Annotated in this window: 15 protein-coding genes and 1 pseudogene; all 16 read left to right on the top strand. The window is 34.8% G+C overall.

The window, feature by feature from the left end; translation table 11 throughout:
* The first annotated feature begins 34 nt into the window (after positions 1-34).
* The 16 genes and pseudogenes from TKV_RS11215 to ypeB all read left to right on the top strand — a co-directional run bounded on the left by TKV_RS11215 (position 35) and on the right by ypeB (position 15613).
* On the top strand, positions 35-940 hold the full coding sequence (locus tag TKV_RS11215) for a peptidylprolyl isomerase (protein ID WP_049685997.1): 906 nt from the start codon (positions 35-37) through the stop codon (positions 938-940).
* A gap of 109 nt (positions 941-1049) precedes the next feature.
* Positions 1050-1601, top strand: a complete 552-nt coding sequence (gene spoVT / locus TKV_RS11210; protein WP_049685996.1) for a stage V sporulation protein T — start codon at positions 1050-1052, stop codon at positions 1599-1601.
* 73 nt (positions 1602-1674) lie between these two features.
* Positions 1675-2526, top strand: coding sequence for a sporulation peptidase YabG (yabG, locus tag TKV_RS11205; protein ID WP_049685995.1), 852 nt, complete (start codon positions 1675-1677; stop codon positions 2524-2526).
* 237 nt (positions 2527-2763) lie between these two features.
* Entirely contained in the window at positions 2764-4167 is a 1404-nt protein-coding gene (locus TKV_RS11200; RefSeq protein ID WP_049686150.1) for an ISLre2 family transposase, read from the top strand.
* Positions 4168-4326: 159 nt separating this feature from the next.
* Complete coding sequence (locus tag TKV_RS11195) at positions 4327-4593, top strand: Veg family protein (protein WP_049685994.1); 267 nt, start codon at positions 4327-4329, stop codon at positions 4591-4593.
* A gap of 103 nt (positions 4594-4696) precedes the next feature.
* The gene (locus TKV_RS11190; protein ID WP_049685993.1) at positions 4697-6226 is read left to right on the top strand and encodes a DUF3794 and LysM peptidoglycan-binding domain-containing protein; all 1530 of its coding nucleotides are present in this window, start codon (positions 4697-4699) and stop codon (positions 6224-6226) included.
* A gap of 117 nt (positions 6227-6343) precedes the next feature.
* The gene (ispE, locus tag TKV_RS11185; RefSeq protein WP_049685992.1) at positions 6344-7210 is read left to right on the top strand and encodes a 4-(cytidine 5'-diphospho)-2-C-methyl-D-erythritol kinase; all 867 of its coding nucleotides are present in this window, start codon (positions 6344-6346) and stop codon (positions 7208-7210) included.
* Positions 7203-7881 (top strand): annotated as a pseudogene (locus TKV_RS11180) (GntR family transcriptional regulator). Before ispE ends, TKV_RS11180 begins: the two are co-directional and overlap by 8 nt.
* Positions 7882-7887: 6 nt before the next feature.
* On the top strand, positions 7888-8622 hold the full coding sequence (locus tag TKV_RS11175; RefSeq protein WP_049685991.1) for a nucleotidyltransferase family protein: 735 nt from the start codon (positions 7888-7890) through the stop codon (positions 8620-8622).
* Positions 8623-8691: 69 nt separating this feature from the next.
* Positions 8692-8904 (top strand): CLC_0170 family protein, encoded by a 213-nt coding sequence (locus TKV_RS11170; protein WP_049685990.1) that lies wholly within the window; start codon positions 8692-8694, stop codon positions 8902-8904.
* A 10-nt stretch (positions 8905-8914) separates the two neighbouring features.
* Entirely contained in the window at positions 8915-10516 is a 1602-nt protein-coding gene (locus tag TKV_RS11165) for a spore germination protein (RefSeq protein ID WP_049685989.1), read from the top strand.
* Positions 10500-11609: a GerAB/ArcD/ProY family transporter gene (locus tag TKV_RS11160; RefSeq protein WP_049685988.1), complete on the top strand. Its 1110-nt coding sequence runs from the start codon at positions 10500-10502 to the stop codon at positions 11607-11609. Before TKV_RS11165 ends, TKV_RS11160 begins: the two co-directional genes overlap by 17 nt.
* Positions 11593-12747 carry a Ger(x)C family spore germination protein gene (locus TKV_RS11155; RefSeq protein WP_049685987.1) on the top strand — a complete coding sequence of 385 codons (1155 nt, stop codon included), beginning with the start codon at positions 11593-11595 and terminating at the stop codon, positions 12745-12747. Before TKV_RS11160 ends, TKV_RS11155 begins: the two co-directional genes overlap by 17 nt.
* Before the next feature lie 65 nt (positions 12748-12812).
* Positions 12813-13445, top strand: coding sequence for a stage II sporulation protein R (spoIIR, locus tag TKV_RS11150; protein ID WP_049685986.1), 633 nt, complete (start codon positions 12813-12815; stop codon positions 13443-13445).
* A 110-nt stretch (positions 13446-13555) separates the two neighbouring features.
* Complete coding sequence (sleB, locus tag TKV_RS11145; protein WP_049685985.1) at positions 13556-14269, top strand: spore cortex-lytic enzyme; 714 nt, start codon at positions 13556-13558, stop codon at positions 14267-14269.
* Positions 14270-14278: 9 nt separating this feature from the next.
* Positions 14279-15613: a germination protein YpeB gene (gene ypeB / locus TKV_RS11140; RefSeq protein WP_049685984.1), complete on the top strand. Its 1335-nt coding sequence runs from the start codon at positions 14279-14281 to the stop codon at positions 15611-15613.
* Positions 15614-15659: the final 46 nt, after the last annotated feature.

Genomic DNA, 15659 nt, shown 5'->3' with positions numbered 1-15659 from the left:
ATTTGTGAATTTTTTAAGTCAGGAGGATGTTATTTTGAAAAGGAAGATCGCTTTAATTTTGTCTTTTGTGTTTATTTTGCTTTTGACCGTTTCCTGTTCTACCAAAAAAGACGTTGTTGCAACTGTCAATGGTGAAAACATCACTAATGCCGAATACAAAAAAGTTTTTGACCAAGTAAAGGCTCAGATTGAGAGCAGCCCTCAATACACAAAAGATATTTGGAATCAAGACTACCAAGGTAAAAAATTTTTGGAGGTTGTTAAAGAAAACGTCCTTGAAAATCTCATAACGCAAAAGTTACTTTTGCAAGAAGCGAGAAAGAGAAATATCACAGTTTCAGACAAGGAAATAAACAGTGAATACGAAAAGGAGAAAGAAGTTAATAAAGATGTTACAAAAGAGGATGTAAAAAATTATCTTTTGATAACGAAACTTTTTGATGAGTACACAAAAGACGTAAAAGTTACACCAGAGGAAGTGAAAAAGTATTACGATGACAATAAAAGCCAGTTTGAGGTTGTCAAAGCCAGCCATATTTTGGTTAATGATGAAAAGACTGCAGATGAGATATATAACAGATTGATGAGAGGAGAGGACTTTGCTTCTTTAGCAAAAGAGTATTCTATTGACACTGCTACCAAAGATAGTGGTGGCGATTTAGGAGAATTTCCTCGCGGTGTTATGGTATCTGAGTTTGACCAGGTGGTTTTCTCACTTAAAAAAGGAGAAATATCAAAACCTGTCAAAACAACGTATGGTTATCATATAATAAAATCCGAAGGCGCCACTGTAAAACCTTTTGAGGAAGTAAAAGACAGCATAGAGAATCATCTTTTGAACAATAAGAAAAACGAGGTAATTAAAGAGAAATATAGCGACCTTGAAAAAGCAGCTAAAATACAAAAATTTCCACAAAACATAAAAGTTACTGTAAGTTAAAGACACTGAAAAAGGACACTAAACGGTGTCTTTTTTTTACGCATAAATTTATGGAAAAACATAAATACTAATCTTGAGCTAAAAATTTTAGGAAATGGAGGTATTTACTTTGAAGGCTACAGGAATTGTACGAAGAATAGATGACCTTGGAAGAGTTGTTATTCCAAAAGAAATACGAAGGACTTTAAGAATCAAAGAGGGAGATCCATTGGAGATTTTCACGGATAAAGAGGGGGAGATAATTTTAAAGAAATATTCGCCTATAAGCGAGTTAAGTGATTTTGCACAGGAATATGCTGATAGCATTTATCAATCCACAAAACATCCTGTTTGCATAACGGATACTGACAATGTGATAGCAGTGGCGGGAGTAGCGAAAAAAGATTTAATAGATAAGCCCATAAGCCAAGACCTTGAGAAATATTTAGAAGAAAAAAAGACGGTGATGTTGGGCACAGGAAAAGACAAGGGCCCAATTAAAATAAGTGAAGGTCAAGATTTTACCATCACTTCACAAGTTATAGTCCCAATAATTTCAAGAGGTGATACAATAGGAAGTGTAGTGATATTTACAAAAGAGACAGGTGAAACGGTGACGGAAGTTGAAGCCAAAATCGCTGAAACTGCGGCTGCTTTTTTAGGGAAACAGATGGAGGAATAAATTTATATACACTCACATATACCCCCTTGCATATTATGAAATATAGAATTCTGGATATGCAGGGGGGTATAATATGGCTTTTTGCATTAATGACATTGTCATGAGAAAGTCCTATGGCTCTGACATTTTGTTTAGGGTCATTGATGTGATAGATAATAAAGGGGTAAGGCATTATCTTTTACACGGGGTAAACATGCGGATAATAGCAGATGCACCGGAGGAAGACCTTATAGAAGCGTCTCGCGCGAGAATAGCTGAATACGATAGACCTTATAGAGAAAAAGCTGAGTACCTTTTAAAAAAAATTGCTTCTTCAAAAAACCTTCAGCGAATACGAGGATTGTTGCGGTCAAGTCGTCAAGAGGCGTATGGAAAACCGGGAAAAGTCCTTCACATAGACGGAGATGAAGAATATTTAAATATATGCCTTGAAGCTTACAAAAAAGTAGGAATGGATGTAGTGGGAGTAGTAGTGAATGAAGAGGAACAACCAGATAAAGTATATGAACTGTTGGAAAAATATGGGCCTGATATATTAGTTCTTACAGGACATGACAGTATAAAAAGTACCAGAAGTTATAGCGACATGAATAGTTATAGAAATTCCAAATATTTTGTGGAAGCAGTTAAAAATGCGAGAAAGTATGAACCCGTCCTTGACAATTTAGTAATTTTTGCCGGTGCGTGTCAATCTAATTACGAAGCTTTAATAAAAGCTGGAGCAAATTACGCCAGTTCGCCGGAGAGGGTTTTGATTCACTGCCTTGACCCCGTTTTAGTTAGTGAAAAAGTGGCTTTTTCTCATATAAATGAAATTGTAAAGATAGAAGAATTAATAGAAAGCACCATAACAGGAGCAGCAGGAATTGGAGGGTTACAGACAATGGGAAAGTTTAGGTATGGAATACCTAAGGGCAAATATTAAATTTCGCAAATAATCCTTTTTAAAGCAAAATCTTTTGATTATGTACAAATATCTCTATAGCTTGCATAAATTTTTTATTTTTTGTATAGAAATGATTATTGACAAGAAGGCCTATACACTGATATAATACATAGTGTAAAATTATCGTAGGATTTTTTAAGTGATAAAAAACAAGAGACAACCCCTGTGATAAAATAGATTATGGAAAACAAAACAATACAGAAAGGGGTGTCTCTTGTGAAAAAAAATATCTTTGAGGATATTATACTACAAAATGCTCTAAATTTCACTAAGGAAGTAGTAGAAATTTTTGGTGATTTATTAAATAAAGGAATGAATATTACAGAGCTTGCAGCAAGGATAAAGGAACTGACGGACAAACTAGGTAGAGAGGCAATAGAAGCAATTATTGAAGAGTTAGATAGGATAATAAAAGAAGATAAGAGAAGGAAAGAAAAATGGGTAGTAGAGAGGAAAGATAAAAAGAGATTAACGACAATCCTTGGGGATATAGAATATGAGAGGACATATTACAAATCCAGAGAGGATGGAAGATATACATACTTGATAGATGATGCATTAGAGATAGGACGGCACGATAGGATAGAGAAGGGAGTAAAAATAAAGTTAGTAGAAAACGCGATAGAAGAATCATATGAGAGAAGTAGTAAAAAAGCATGTCCAGAGGAGTTAAGTAAACAGACGGTATTAAACGCAATAAGGGAAATAGGAGAAGTAGAAGTAAAGAGAGAAATAAAAGAGAAGAAAGAGGTAAGGGTATTATACATAGAAGCAGATGAAGACCATGTGCCTTTGCAAGATGGCAGCAATGAAACACCGCGATTGATATACATACATGAAGGTAAAGAAGAGAAAAATGGTAGAAATGTACTGAGAAATGTGCATTACAAAGCATATGTAGGAGAGAAACCTGAAGACATATGGATAGATGTAGCAAATTACATAGAAGACAATTACAAAGAAGAGAAGATAGAGAAGATATACATAGCAGGAGATGGGGCACCGTGGATAAAAGAGGGATTAAAATGGATATTAAAATCAAGGTTTGTGTTAGACAGATATCATTTAAACAAATACGTATTAAAAGCAACATCAAAAGAGCCAAAGTATAGAGATAAGATATGGAGAGCAATAAATGAAGGGAATAAAGAAGGAGTGAAGAAGGTATTTGATGAGCTAATAAAGGCAGCAGAGGAAGAGAGAGAGAAAGAGAAGATAAAAGAAGCAAGGAAATACATACTAAACAATTGGGAAGGAATAGTGATATACAACAAAGACGAAGATGTAATAGGGTGCAGTGCAGAAGGGCATATAAGCCATGTATTTTCAGCCAGATTAAGCAGGAATCCACTAGGGTGGAGTAGAGAAGGATTAAAGTTAATGGCGAAATTAAGGGTATTCAGCAAGAATGGAGGAGACTTAAGAGAAGCAGAATGGGGTAAGAAAAAGAATATCAATGCTGGGAGTTATAATTTAACGAAGAAGCAAATAAAAGAAGCGGTAAGGAGAGTTAAAACGTCTACAAATGAAAAAATAAACAATATTACGGTTTTGAATATAGGGAAAGTAACGCCAATATATAGGGTTTTAAGAGCATTAAAATATGCACAAGTTATATAAAAAGCATGATAAGTTGAAGTATGAAATTAACTAAGTTTCAGGGGTTGTCTTAAAAAAATCCTACAGTATCTTGACACTATCATATAATATTATACCCTTGACATGTTCTGAAAATTGTGTTATAATATTTTCAGCATGTGTATTAAGGAGTTGGTGAAGTTGGCGGACAAATCAGCCCTTAATGAGATAAAGAAACAGCTGGAAAGCCATGTTGGGTCAAGGGTGCGGCTTAAGACAAATGGAGGACGCAAAAAGACCATAATAAGGGAAGGCCTTCTTGAAAAAACATATCCCAGCATTTTTATTGTTGTGCTGGATGGACAAGGGGCAACCCGTAGGGTTTCATACAGTTACTCCGATATTTTGACAGATACAGTGGAACTGACAGTAATGGATGGAAATAAAAAAATACATTGTGTGCAGTAGACCGAGAAGTATTCGGTCTTATTTTTTGGCATAATTTTACCTTTGGATTTATATATTATATTAGCGTACTGCGAAGTTTATTATCCATAGAGGAGGTAAAATTATGCCACAAGTTTATAAAGATATGTTGGAATTTGACTTGGCGGCTGGAACTTATGATGCCCAAATTCTTGTGGAGAGTGACATCATTGTTCCTGAGAATGAACCGGACGTGCTGGCACTTTTAACAGTGAACCCTCGGACTTATATCGAAGGAGTTTTTGTAACGGATGGCAAAGTACATTTTGAGGGTAAATTGGCATTAGATATTTTGTATATTAGTGAAAAAAATGGAGAATTAGAAAGGATTGAAAAACACATCGATTATTCTCATGTTATTGAGGAGGAAGAGATTGACAGACGAAGCAGAAGTGTTGTTTTAGCTAACGTAGAGAATATTGACTACAAAGTGATAAACAGCAGAAAGATAAACATAAAGGCTGTTGTAAGAATTCAATGTAGGTTGTTTGTATCCGAGAAGAAAGAAATTGTTGTAGGTGCAGAAGATTCTGTTAAAATTCAATCTCTCAAAAAGAATGTCAAATTAATGCATACTGTAGGACAAAATAGCGCTGAAGTTTTTTTGAAGGGCAAAGTAAAAGTACCAGAGGGAGAATCACCTATAGAAAAAGTAATAAAAACAGATAATGTGATAAAGCCAGAGGAAATAAAAATTACAGATAACAAAGTGGTAGTACAAGGCAATGTCGATTGCAACATCCTATACAAATCAAAAGAGGGGCAGTTTGGCAATTTAGAATGTGATTTGAATTATGCTAATTTTATTGACATACCAGGTGCATTAAGTTACATGTCTGCAAAGACTCAAGAGGAAATTTTAGATATAAACACAACTGTTGTGGAAGATGAAAAGGGTGAAAGCACGATTTTGGATGTTGAGTTGACAATGAGAATTAAAGCATTTGTGACGGAGACAGAAGAAAGAGAAATTCCTGTTGATGCCTATGGGACAAAAGTGTATATTCAACCAATAAAAGAAAGATTTAAAGCTGTTGAAAGCTTGCAGCCTTTTAAATCTCAATTTGTCGTTAAAACTAATATAGAATTGCCTTCCCCTTTGAAAAGATTTGTGGATGTTGTAGTTATACCTGTGGTTTCAGATTACAGCATGGATGTAGATAAATTGGTGATAGAAGGCATATTAGATTATACTATTTTGTATGTTTCAGAAGAGGGGAATATAAAGGCTTATAGAGATGAATATCCTTTTAGAACTTTTGTAGAAGCAGAAAAAGTGCAAGGTGTAGTACTGCTTGACATAAAAGTTTCTCATGTATCTTATGAAATAATGGCTATGAAAGAGATAGAGCTGAAATTTGTGATAGATAGCCTTGCAGACATTTTTGTGGAAAAAGAGTTTGAAGCTATAATAGACCTAAAAGAAATTGATGCTCCCAGAGAAAAAGAAAATAACCACAGTATTATCGTTTATATGGTTCAAAGAGACGAGACTTTATGGGATATAGCGAAAAGATATAGAGTAAACGTAGAGGACTTAATTTCTGCAAACGAATTAAAAGAGGATAAGGTATTTGAAGGTATGAAACTTATAGTGCCTAGTGGAGATGAATGATGCGCAGGAAACTGCGTATTTTTTTTGCATATTATTAAAAAATGACAGGAATTTTGTTGTATAATGTATAGTATATAATTATAATATAAATTAGGATGTTGTGGATGGGATGGACAAATGGAAAAACTCAATGTAAAAGCCTATGCTAAAATTAATCTTTCACTTGATATCTTGGGAAAGAGAAAAGATGGATATCACGAGATTTACACGATAATGCAGTCAATTGATTTATGCGATATCCTGGAGTTTGAAAGAAATGAAGAAATCAAATTGATTTGTGATGATGAAAAAGTGCCTAAAGGAGAAGATAATCTCATAATAAAGGCTGTAAAAATTTTAAAAGAGAGGTATGAAAAAGAGGGTGTTTTGATTAGACTAAATAAAAAAATACCTTTGGCTGCTGGCCTGGCAGGTGGAAGTGCGGATGCTGCTGCTACTATTGTCGCTTTAAATAAGTTGTGGGATTTGAGTTTATCAGAAGAGGAACAAAAGGAAATTGCCTTGAAATTAGGAGCAGACGTGTCTTTTTGTCTTGAAGGTGGGACAAAAATTGCAAGAGGAGTAGGAGAAATTCTAGAGGATTTGAAAACTCCTCAGTTGGATTTGCTCATTATTAAACCTGATATAGAAGTTTCTACAAAAGAGATTTACCAAGAGTGGGACAAGTTAAATATAAAAAGCCAAAATTGTACTGCTGCTGCGATACAAGCTGTAAATAAAGGAAATCTATATGAAATTGCAAAAAGTATAGGAAATGATTTGGAAATTGTAACTTCTTCAAAATTTAAGGTTGTGCAAAAAATAAAATCTGAGTTGCTTAAAAAAGGAGCATTAGGTTGTGCTATGACAGGAAGTGGACCTACTGTCTACGGGATTTTTGATGACCCAAAAAAGCTTGAAAAAGCTTATGTAGATTTGAAAGAAAACTACGGTTTTGTAGCGTTTGCAAAAACTATAGGTAAGGGGTTAGAATTCTATGACTAATTTTTTATCATTAGAAAATTACAAGCCGTTAAGAGATATAGTTTTTGATTACATGAAAAATGCCATAATTACAGGAGAATTAAAACCAGGAGAAAGACTTATGGAGGTGCAGCTGGCAGAAAAGTTAGGAGTAAGTCGAACTCCAGTTAGAGAAGCGATTAGAAAGCTTGAACTGGAGGGGCTTGTAGTTATGGTTCCCAGAAAAGGAGCGTATGTTTCTGACCTGGATGCGAAGGACTTACTAAATGTCTTAGAAGTAAGAAGTTCATTGGAAGGACTGGCTGCATCTTTGGCTGCTGAGAGGATAACTGATGAGGAAATTGAAAGGTTAAAAGGTATTTTAGAAGAGTTTCAAAAAAATATAGAGCTGGGTGATAATGAGGCTTTAATCAGGCTTGATAAAGAATTTCACGATTTAATTTTTGCAGCATCACGCAATGACAAATTAATACAAATTGTGAACAATATTCAAGAGCATGTCCATCGTTTTAGAGTACGGTATATAAATGAGGAAAAAAAAGCTAAAAAAAATATACCATGAGCACAAAAAAATTGCAGAAGCTATTGAAGCAAGAGATGCTGATGGTGCACGCAAATGGGCAGAAAAGCATATCCGCAATTTCCAAACAGAGTTTATAAAAGATATGAAGTATTTCAGTTACAAGGAGTGATATTAAGTGAATGCCATTATTCTGGCCGGCAGCAGCAAAGAAGACAAACTGCCTGACAAAGCTTTTGTTGAAATAAATGGCAAATATATGATTTCTTATGTCATAGAGGCTTTAAGAGGGTGTGACAAGATAGACAAAATAGCAGTGGTTGGGGATGCTGATAAGCTCAAAGAAAAAAATATACAAGGAATAGACATGATTATAGAACAATCTGATAACATAATGGACAATGTTTTAAAAGGTGTGCAACCTTTTAAAAATGACAGAAGAGTTTTAATACTTTCCTGCGATATTCCAATGCTGACAAAAGAGGCAGTTTGTGATTTTATCGAGAAGGCTGAAGCGACAGGAGCTGACCTTTGTTATCCCATTGTGCGAAAAGAGGACAATGAAAGGAAATTTCCAGATGCTAAAAGGACTTATGCCAGAATTAAAGAAGGGACTTTTACAGGAGGCAATATATTTTATGTAAATCCTGCTATTATTGATAGGTTAATAAAAAGTGCTAGGCAGTTTATAGCTTACAGAAAAAAGCCGTGGAAATTGGGAAAACTTCTCGGTGGAAAGATACTTTTTTTGTTTATAATAGGTCGACTTTCCATTCCTCATATTGAGAAAAAAGTGGAAGAGCTTTTTAATATAAAAGGAAAAGCTATTATATCACCGTATCCTGAAATAGGAAATGATGTAGACAAAAAAGAAGACGTGATAATGGCAAGTAAATACTTGAAGGATAAATAGGCGTAAGCCTATTTTTTTTTGTATATTCTTTCTTTTAACTGCAAATTATATATGAGGAAGGTGATATAAATGTTTAAACTGCTGCACTTTATAAGGCAGTATTTTACTGTTTATATGTTTTTTACAGTATTCATCGTAGGTTTTTATGAAGCATTTGTTGAGCCTAAATTTTTAGATAAAAAAGGTTTGGATAGGGATTCGAGATTGTGCAGATGGATAGGGATAATATACATAGTTATTGGGGTTATCGCAATTATAGTAATAACTTTTTTCACAATGTGAGGAGGATACTATGGGATTTTTAGATAAAATATTTGGCAAAAAAAATAATAGCAGCAAAAAAGAAGGTATTCCTGCTACAAGTAGCCTAAAGTATAATTTAGATTACATAAAAAACAAATTGAAAGACTGTGATGATGTAATATATAGAGATATTTGGGTGGGAGAAAACCAGCAGTATAACCTTGCAATTGTATTTATAGACGGGCTTGTGGATAAAGACCTCATAAATGACCATGTACTCCACTCTTTGCTTTTGGATTCAAGACAAGCAGACCCTTCTATTGAAAAGATAAAGAGAAATTTGTATGAGGTCATAAAGAAAGGGACTATAACAGGAGGAGACATAAAAGAGATAACAGATTTAGACAAGTGTATTTTGTCAATTTTGAGTGGAGACACTGCTTTGCTTTTTGATGGTTCTCATGAAATAGTCATCATTTCTAGTAAAGGATGGCAGATGAGGTCAATTTCACCTCCCGAGGCAGAGACGGTTGTAAGAGGACCGAGAGAAGGGTTTACAGAGACAATAAGGGTTAACACTGCTCTTGTAAGGAGATGGATTAGAGATCCCAACTTAAAAATAAAGCAGATGCAGATTGGAGAAAGGACTCATACAGATGTAGCAGTGCTTTACATAGAAGATATTGTTGATAGAAATGTGTTGGATAAAGTGATGGAGAGGCTGAAAAATATAAAAATAGATGGGGTTTTTGAAAGCGGATACATAGAACAATTGATTGAAGAGGATTGGCATTCTCCTTTTCCTCAAGTTTTAAATACAGAAAGGCCTGACAAAGTTGCAGCTTCTCTTTTGGAGGGAAGAGTGGCAATTTTAACGGATAATACCCCTTTTGCACTCATTATTCCCACAACACTTGCTACTTTGTTTCAATCGCCAGAGGATTATTATGAAAGATGGATGATATCTTCGCTTTTAAGAATTTTAAGATTTCTTGCAGCGATTGTAGCTTTAATATCACCTGCAGTTTACATAGCTTTTACAGCTTATCATCCAGGGCTTATACCTACGAAGTTGACTCTTTATATCGCTGCAACTCGGCAAGGTGTTCCTTTTCCTGCTTTTTTTGAAGCTTTGGTAATGGAAGCAACCTTTGAACTTTTAAGAGAAGCAGGTGTTAGGCTTCCTGTACCTATAGGACAGACCATTGGCATTGTCGGTGGTCTTATCATAGGTCAAGCTGCTGTACAAGCAGGTATTGTAAGTCCTCTCATGGTAATAGTAGTAGCTGTTACAGCTGTAGCTTCTTTTGCAATACCCAGTTACAGCGCTGCCATTGCTTTTAGGATGCTTAGGTTTATATTTATACTTTTTGCTGCTGTCTTTGGCTTATATGGCATAATGCTTGGGTTTATGGTACTTCTCACTCATCTTGTGGTCTTAAAAAGCTTTGGAGTTCCATATCTTTCACCTTTTGTGGAAATAGATATGAGTGACCTTGCGGATACGTTGATAAAAGCTCCTGTAATGTATTTCAAAAACAGACCTGAAATTTTAGATACCCCTGATAAAAGGAAGATGAAAGATTTGCGAGAAGAAAAAATAGAAAGCATAGAAGATGATAGGAGAGACAGGAATGATAAAAAACAATGACAAAATTTCTGCCAATCAAGTTTGTATTCTACTTTTTACTACAATGGTAGGAGCAGGAATACTCAGCCTTCCCGCTGATGTGTCAAAAGAAGCGGGACCTAATGGTCTTATAGCCATATTAGCGGGAGGCTTTATTTCCCTTTTTTTTGCAAGAATGATATTATATATCTCTTCTTCTTTTGCTACAGAAACATTTGTAGAGTATACAGCGAAACTTATTACAAAACCTATTTCAGTTATTGTAAGTATTACACTTACAATTTATTTTATGATATTTGTAAGCCTTGATGCGAGAATTTTTGGCGAAGTTTTAAAGATATACCTTTTGCCAAGTACGCCCATTGAGATTATAATCCTTACTATGCTTTTTACTTCGGCTTATCTTGTGAGATATGGCCTTGAGCCGATTGCAAGGATGTCTGAAATTTTATTTCCAATAATAGTAATACCACTTATGTTACTTTTTTTGCCAGCTTTGACGGATGTGGATGTAAGTAATTTTCTTCCTATTATGAGAATTCCTTTTTGTAAGTTTCTAAAAGGCATACTTTTAACTACTTATAGCTTTGTAGGGTTTGAGATACTTTATATGCTTTTTCCATATGTTTTTGACTCTAATAAGCTTAGAAAAAGCGTAAATGTGGCGATGATATCCACTATGTTATTTTACATGTACATAACTTTTTTTGTAATTGGCATATTTGGATACAAAGAGACAAAAGAGCAGCTTTGGCCTTTTTTGACACTTATTAAGTCGCTTAATTTTCCTGTTTTTTTCATTGAAAATGTAGATGGAATTGTGATGGGGATATGGACATTTACAATATTTACTTCTATTTACTCTTTTCATTATTTTGCTGTTTTAACGATTTCAAAAATTGTGAAAAGCAGAGAACATTCCTATTTTGTATTACCTCTGATTCCTATCATGTATTCGATGGCGTTGATACCCGATTCGATTGTGACTGTATACAAATATGCCGGTTATGTTTCGCAGTATATGTCCATATTTTTTATAGCTATTTTGCCAGTTGTGCTGTTTATTATTTTAAAGCTTAAAAAGGCAGGTGCTAAGGATGAAGAAAAAACTTGAAGTTATAATATTGCTACTTTTGAGTGCGGTTTTATTGACAGGCTGTTGGGATAAAGTAGAAATAGAAGATAGAGCTTTTGTCATGGCAATTGGCATCGACTTGTCTTCTTCATCTACCAAAAGGTATGTTGTCACTTTTCAATTCCCTAATGCTGCTCAAATAGCAAAAGGTACCAGTGGAGGTGGAGGAGGAAGTGAAAGACCAAGCTTTGCAGTTTCTGAAGTGGCAGATACTATCTTCTCTGCTTCAAGGCATATTAGCACAAGACTTAATAAGGCGTTATATTTAGGGCACACGCAAGTTATTATTTTGGGAAAAGATGTTGGAGAAGACAGAGATAAATTTCAGCAAGTTTTAGACTCATTAGATAGAAGCTATGAACTGAGTCGTAAGTTACGTCTTCTTGTTACGCCTCAAAGGGCGCAGGATATACTTCTTAAAAAATACGAAATTGAACCTAATACCGGTGCTTATATACGGGATATTTTTAAACAGTACAACCGAACATCAATATTTCCAAGTATTGATTATAACAAAATTATCAAGTCTCTTCATGAAACAAATGGGAATGCCATAATTCCTAAAATAGTTGCTGGCAAAGAGGACATCAAAATAGCGGGTTCTGCGATTATTAAGAATTACAGGCTTGTGGGATGGATGGAAGACGATGAAAATATGGGTTATATGTGGCTTACTGGCCTTGTTAAAGGTGGTGATGTATCTATTATAATGCCAGGGGATGGAGAAAATATAAAAGTGCCCTTTAACATTTCAAATGTCAGCAGGAGAAGGTCTGTAAAAGAGGAAAATGGGAAAATTGTTTATGAAGTGAAATTAGAGGTAGAAGGAGATATCACTGAATATACTTTTGAAAAACACGGTAAGATGATGGAAACAAATGTGTTAAACGTTATGGAAAAAAAGACCAGTGAAAGAATAAAGCAAATGACAAAAAAAGCAATAGATAGGTTTCAAAAAGATTTAAAAGTAGACATGTTAGGTGTTGGTGACTATATTGAAAAGCATAATCCAACACTGTGGGAAAAAGTCGGGAAGAATTGGAATGATATTTTCCCTGACATAGAGATAAAGGTTGATGTGTCTTCTCATGTGAGAAGAATAGGGCTTTTTAGATGACAGAGTATATTTTTTAAATTAGCAGTCAATAATGTAAGTAAAAGATTTAAATTGGGGGATAAAAGATGAAAAAAATAATTGCTTTTATAGTAGTAGTTGCGGTTATATCTGGGTATTTTAATACGCCAAAGACTTCAGCGCTTCAAAAAGAAGATTTATCTCGAAAATTGATACGCTTTCATGTAATTGCTAACAGCGATTCGCAACAAGACCAACAGCTTAAACTTAAGGTTAGGGATGCGATACTTTTTAATTTAAATCCTAAATTTGAAAAGGCAAAGAGCGTCAAAGAATCCGAAAAAATCATAAAGGAAAACCTGGATGAAATTAAAAAAATTGCTCAAGAGGAAATTTTAAATGACGGAAAAAATTATGATGTGAAGGTAATGTACGGTAAGTACGATTTTCCTACAAGATATTATGGAGCTATAACTCTTCCAGCAGGAAGCTACAATGCTCTTAAGGTGGTTATAGGAAATGGTGAAGGTAAGAATTGGTGGTGTGTCATGTTTCCTCCCCTTTGCTTTATAGATATTACCCATGGCATAACTGACTCAAAAGCAAAAGAGGAAATGGCAAAATATCTTACAAAAGACGAAATGGAAATTATTGAAAGTGATAAGACGGAAATAAAATTTAAGATAGCAGAGATTTTGGAAAAATACTACAACAAACTTAAGATGGCTTGGAATAAATAAGCGCCTTATACTGGCGCTATTAATTTTTTAAAAGACCATGTATAGGAAATGTATAATACAGTAGTTACTACAAAAAATATTTACAAACACCAAAGAAAAGGAGGCACAAGATGAAGAGGGATTTTATTTTTAGGTTAAAAATTATCATAGCGGTACTTGCTATTTTTATAACTGCGACGTTAGAATACACTGCTTATAATTTAAATAAAACAGCAATGTCAAATCTTTATTGGGGAAATACCGGCAGCGATGTGGCTAAAGTTCAATCGAGGCTTAAGGATTGGGGATATTACAACGGAGCGGTTGACGGCTTTTTTGGTGTAAGAACATGGTTGGCAGTGAGGAAATTCCAAGCATACAACGGCCTTAATGTAACGGGAATTGTGGATGACGATACAAAAGTGGCTTTAGGATTTACAACTACTGCTCAAGATATAGCTGCTACTTATCAAGCTTCTACTTCTGTTACGACAAATGACGACGCATATCTTTTGGCAATGCTCATAAACGGGGAAGCGAGAGGGGAACCTTATATTGGAAAAGTTGCAGTTGGAGCTGTGGTGATGAATAGAGTAAGAGACCCGAGGTTTCCAAAAACTATAGCAGGTGTTATATTTCAACCTGGGGCTTTTTCAGCAGTAGATGATGGTCAAATGTGGCTACCTCCTACAAATGACAGCATAAGGGCGGCAAGAGATGCGATTGCTGGATGGGACCCTACCGGTGGTGCATTGTATTATTACAACGCTGCAAGGGTGACAAATTATTGGATATTTAATAGACCTATTATAACTCAAATAGGTAGCCATATATTTGCAAGGTGAGGTGAAAAAATGGTAAAACGAGGTTTGACGGCTTTTGTTCTGCTTCTCCTATTAACCATTGGAGCATGGGGATACAGGCAATACATTGAAAAAATTTCCTACCATAGGTATTTACAAGCTCAATACGATAGGTCTTTTTATCAGCTGGTGTCTAATGTGGAAAATATTGAAACTTCTATGGGGAAATTGATGGTGGCTTCTTCTGATAAAACGACTATTCCCATTTTAGATGAAATATGGAGGGAGGCTTTTTCAGGTCAAGAGCATTTAAACCAACTTCCTATAGGTCAGCCTGAAATAGACAACACTTCGAAGTTTTTAACACAAATTGGAGATTATTCTTACAGCCTTACCAGAAAAGTTGCGGCAGGGCAAAAGTTGACGCAACAAGACTTAGAAACGATTGCAAAACTACATAACTATGCTGTATTTCTTGGCAAAAATCTTCAAGATTTAAGAAAAAGGATTCAAGGCGGGTATGAACTTGGGAATTTGCGCAAAAAAGGAACACAAAAAATGGGGCAAATTGACAGTAAAATCTTAAATGTAAAAATGAATACAGTCAATCAGACAATGACAAATTATCCCACTTTAATTTACGATGGTCCTTTTTCTGAAAGTTTAGCTAAAAGAACTCCCAAGGGATTATCAGGACCTGATGTTTCTTATGACAGAGCTGTTCAAATAGCGAGAGATTTTTTAGGAAAACCTGTAGAGTCACAGAACAAGTATAGTCCCAATAACGGTAAAATAAAGGCATATGGTGTAGAATTGAAAGTTACAGGTAAATTGCCTGTGTATATAAATGTCAGCAAAAAAGGCGGGCATGTAGTATGGATGATGGACCAAAGAAGTGTGACAAAAATAAACATATCTCAGTCCCAAGCGCTTCAATATGCCAGAAAATTCTTGGAACAACGTGGTTTCAAAAACATGGAAAACACTTATTCTATGAAGGCAGATGGCAGTGTACAGTTTAACTTTGTTCCTGTAAAAAATGATGTGTATTTGTATCCTGATATTGTTAAGGTGAAAGTAGCCCTTGATAATGGGGATATAATAGGTTTTGATGCCACAGCTTATTATATGAATCATACCACAAGGAAACTAGAAAAACCAAAACTGACAGAAGCGGAAGCTAAAGAAAAGGTAAGTAAAAACTTAAAACTGGAAGGAGCTAAACTTACTCTTATTCCTCTTGAAAATGGAAAAGAAGTATTAGCCTATGAATTTAAAGGCACCTATAACGGAGATACTTTCTATGTATATATAAACGCTTTAAATGGGAATGAAGAAAAAATATTGAAAGTCATAAAAACAGAACATGGAGATTTGACCATGTAGTCCATAACATAAATGCTTTTTAAAATCACAAAATAAGTGTAGGGCA

This window comes from Thermoanaerobacter kivui (assembly GCF_000763575.1).
GTDB classification, from domain to species: Bacteria; Bacillota; Thermoanaerobacteria; order Thermoanaerobacterales; family Thermoanaerobacteraceae; genus Thermoanaerobacter; species Thermoanaerobacter kivui.
Note: the sequence above shows the minus strand (reverse complement) of the source record. Positions and strands in the feature narration are given on the sequence as shown.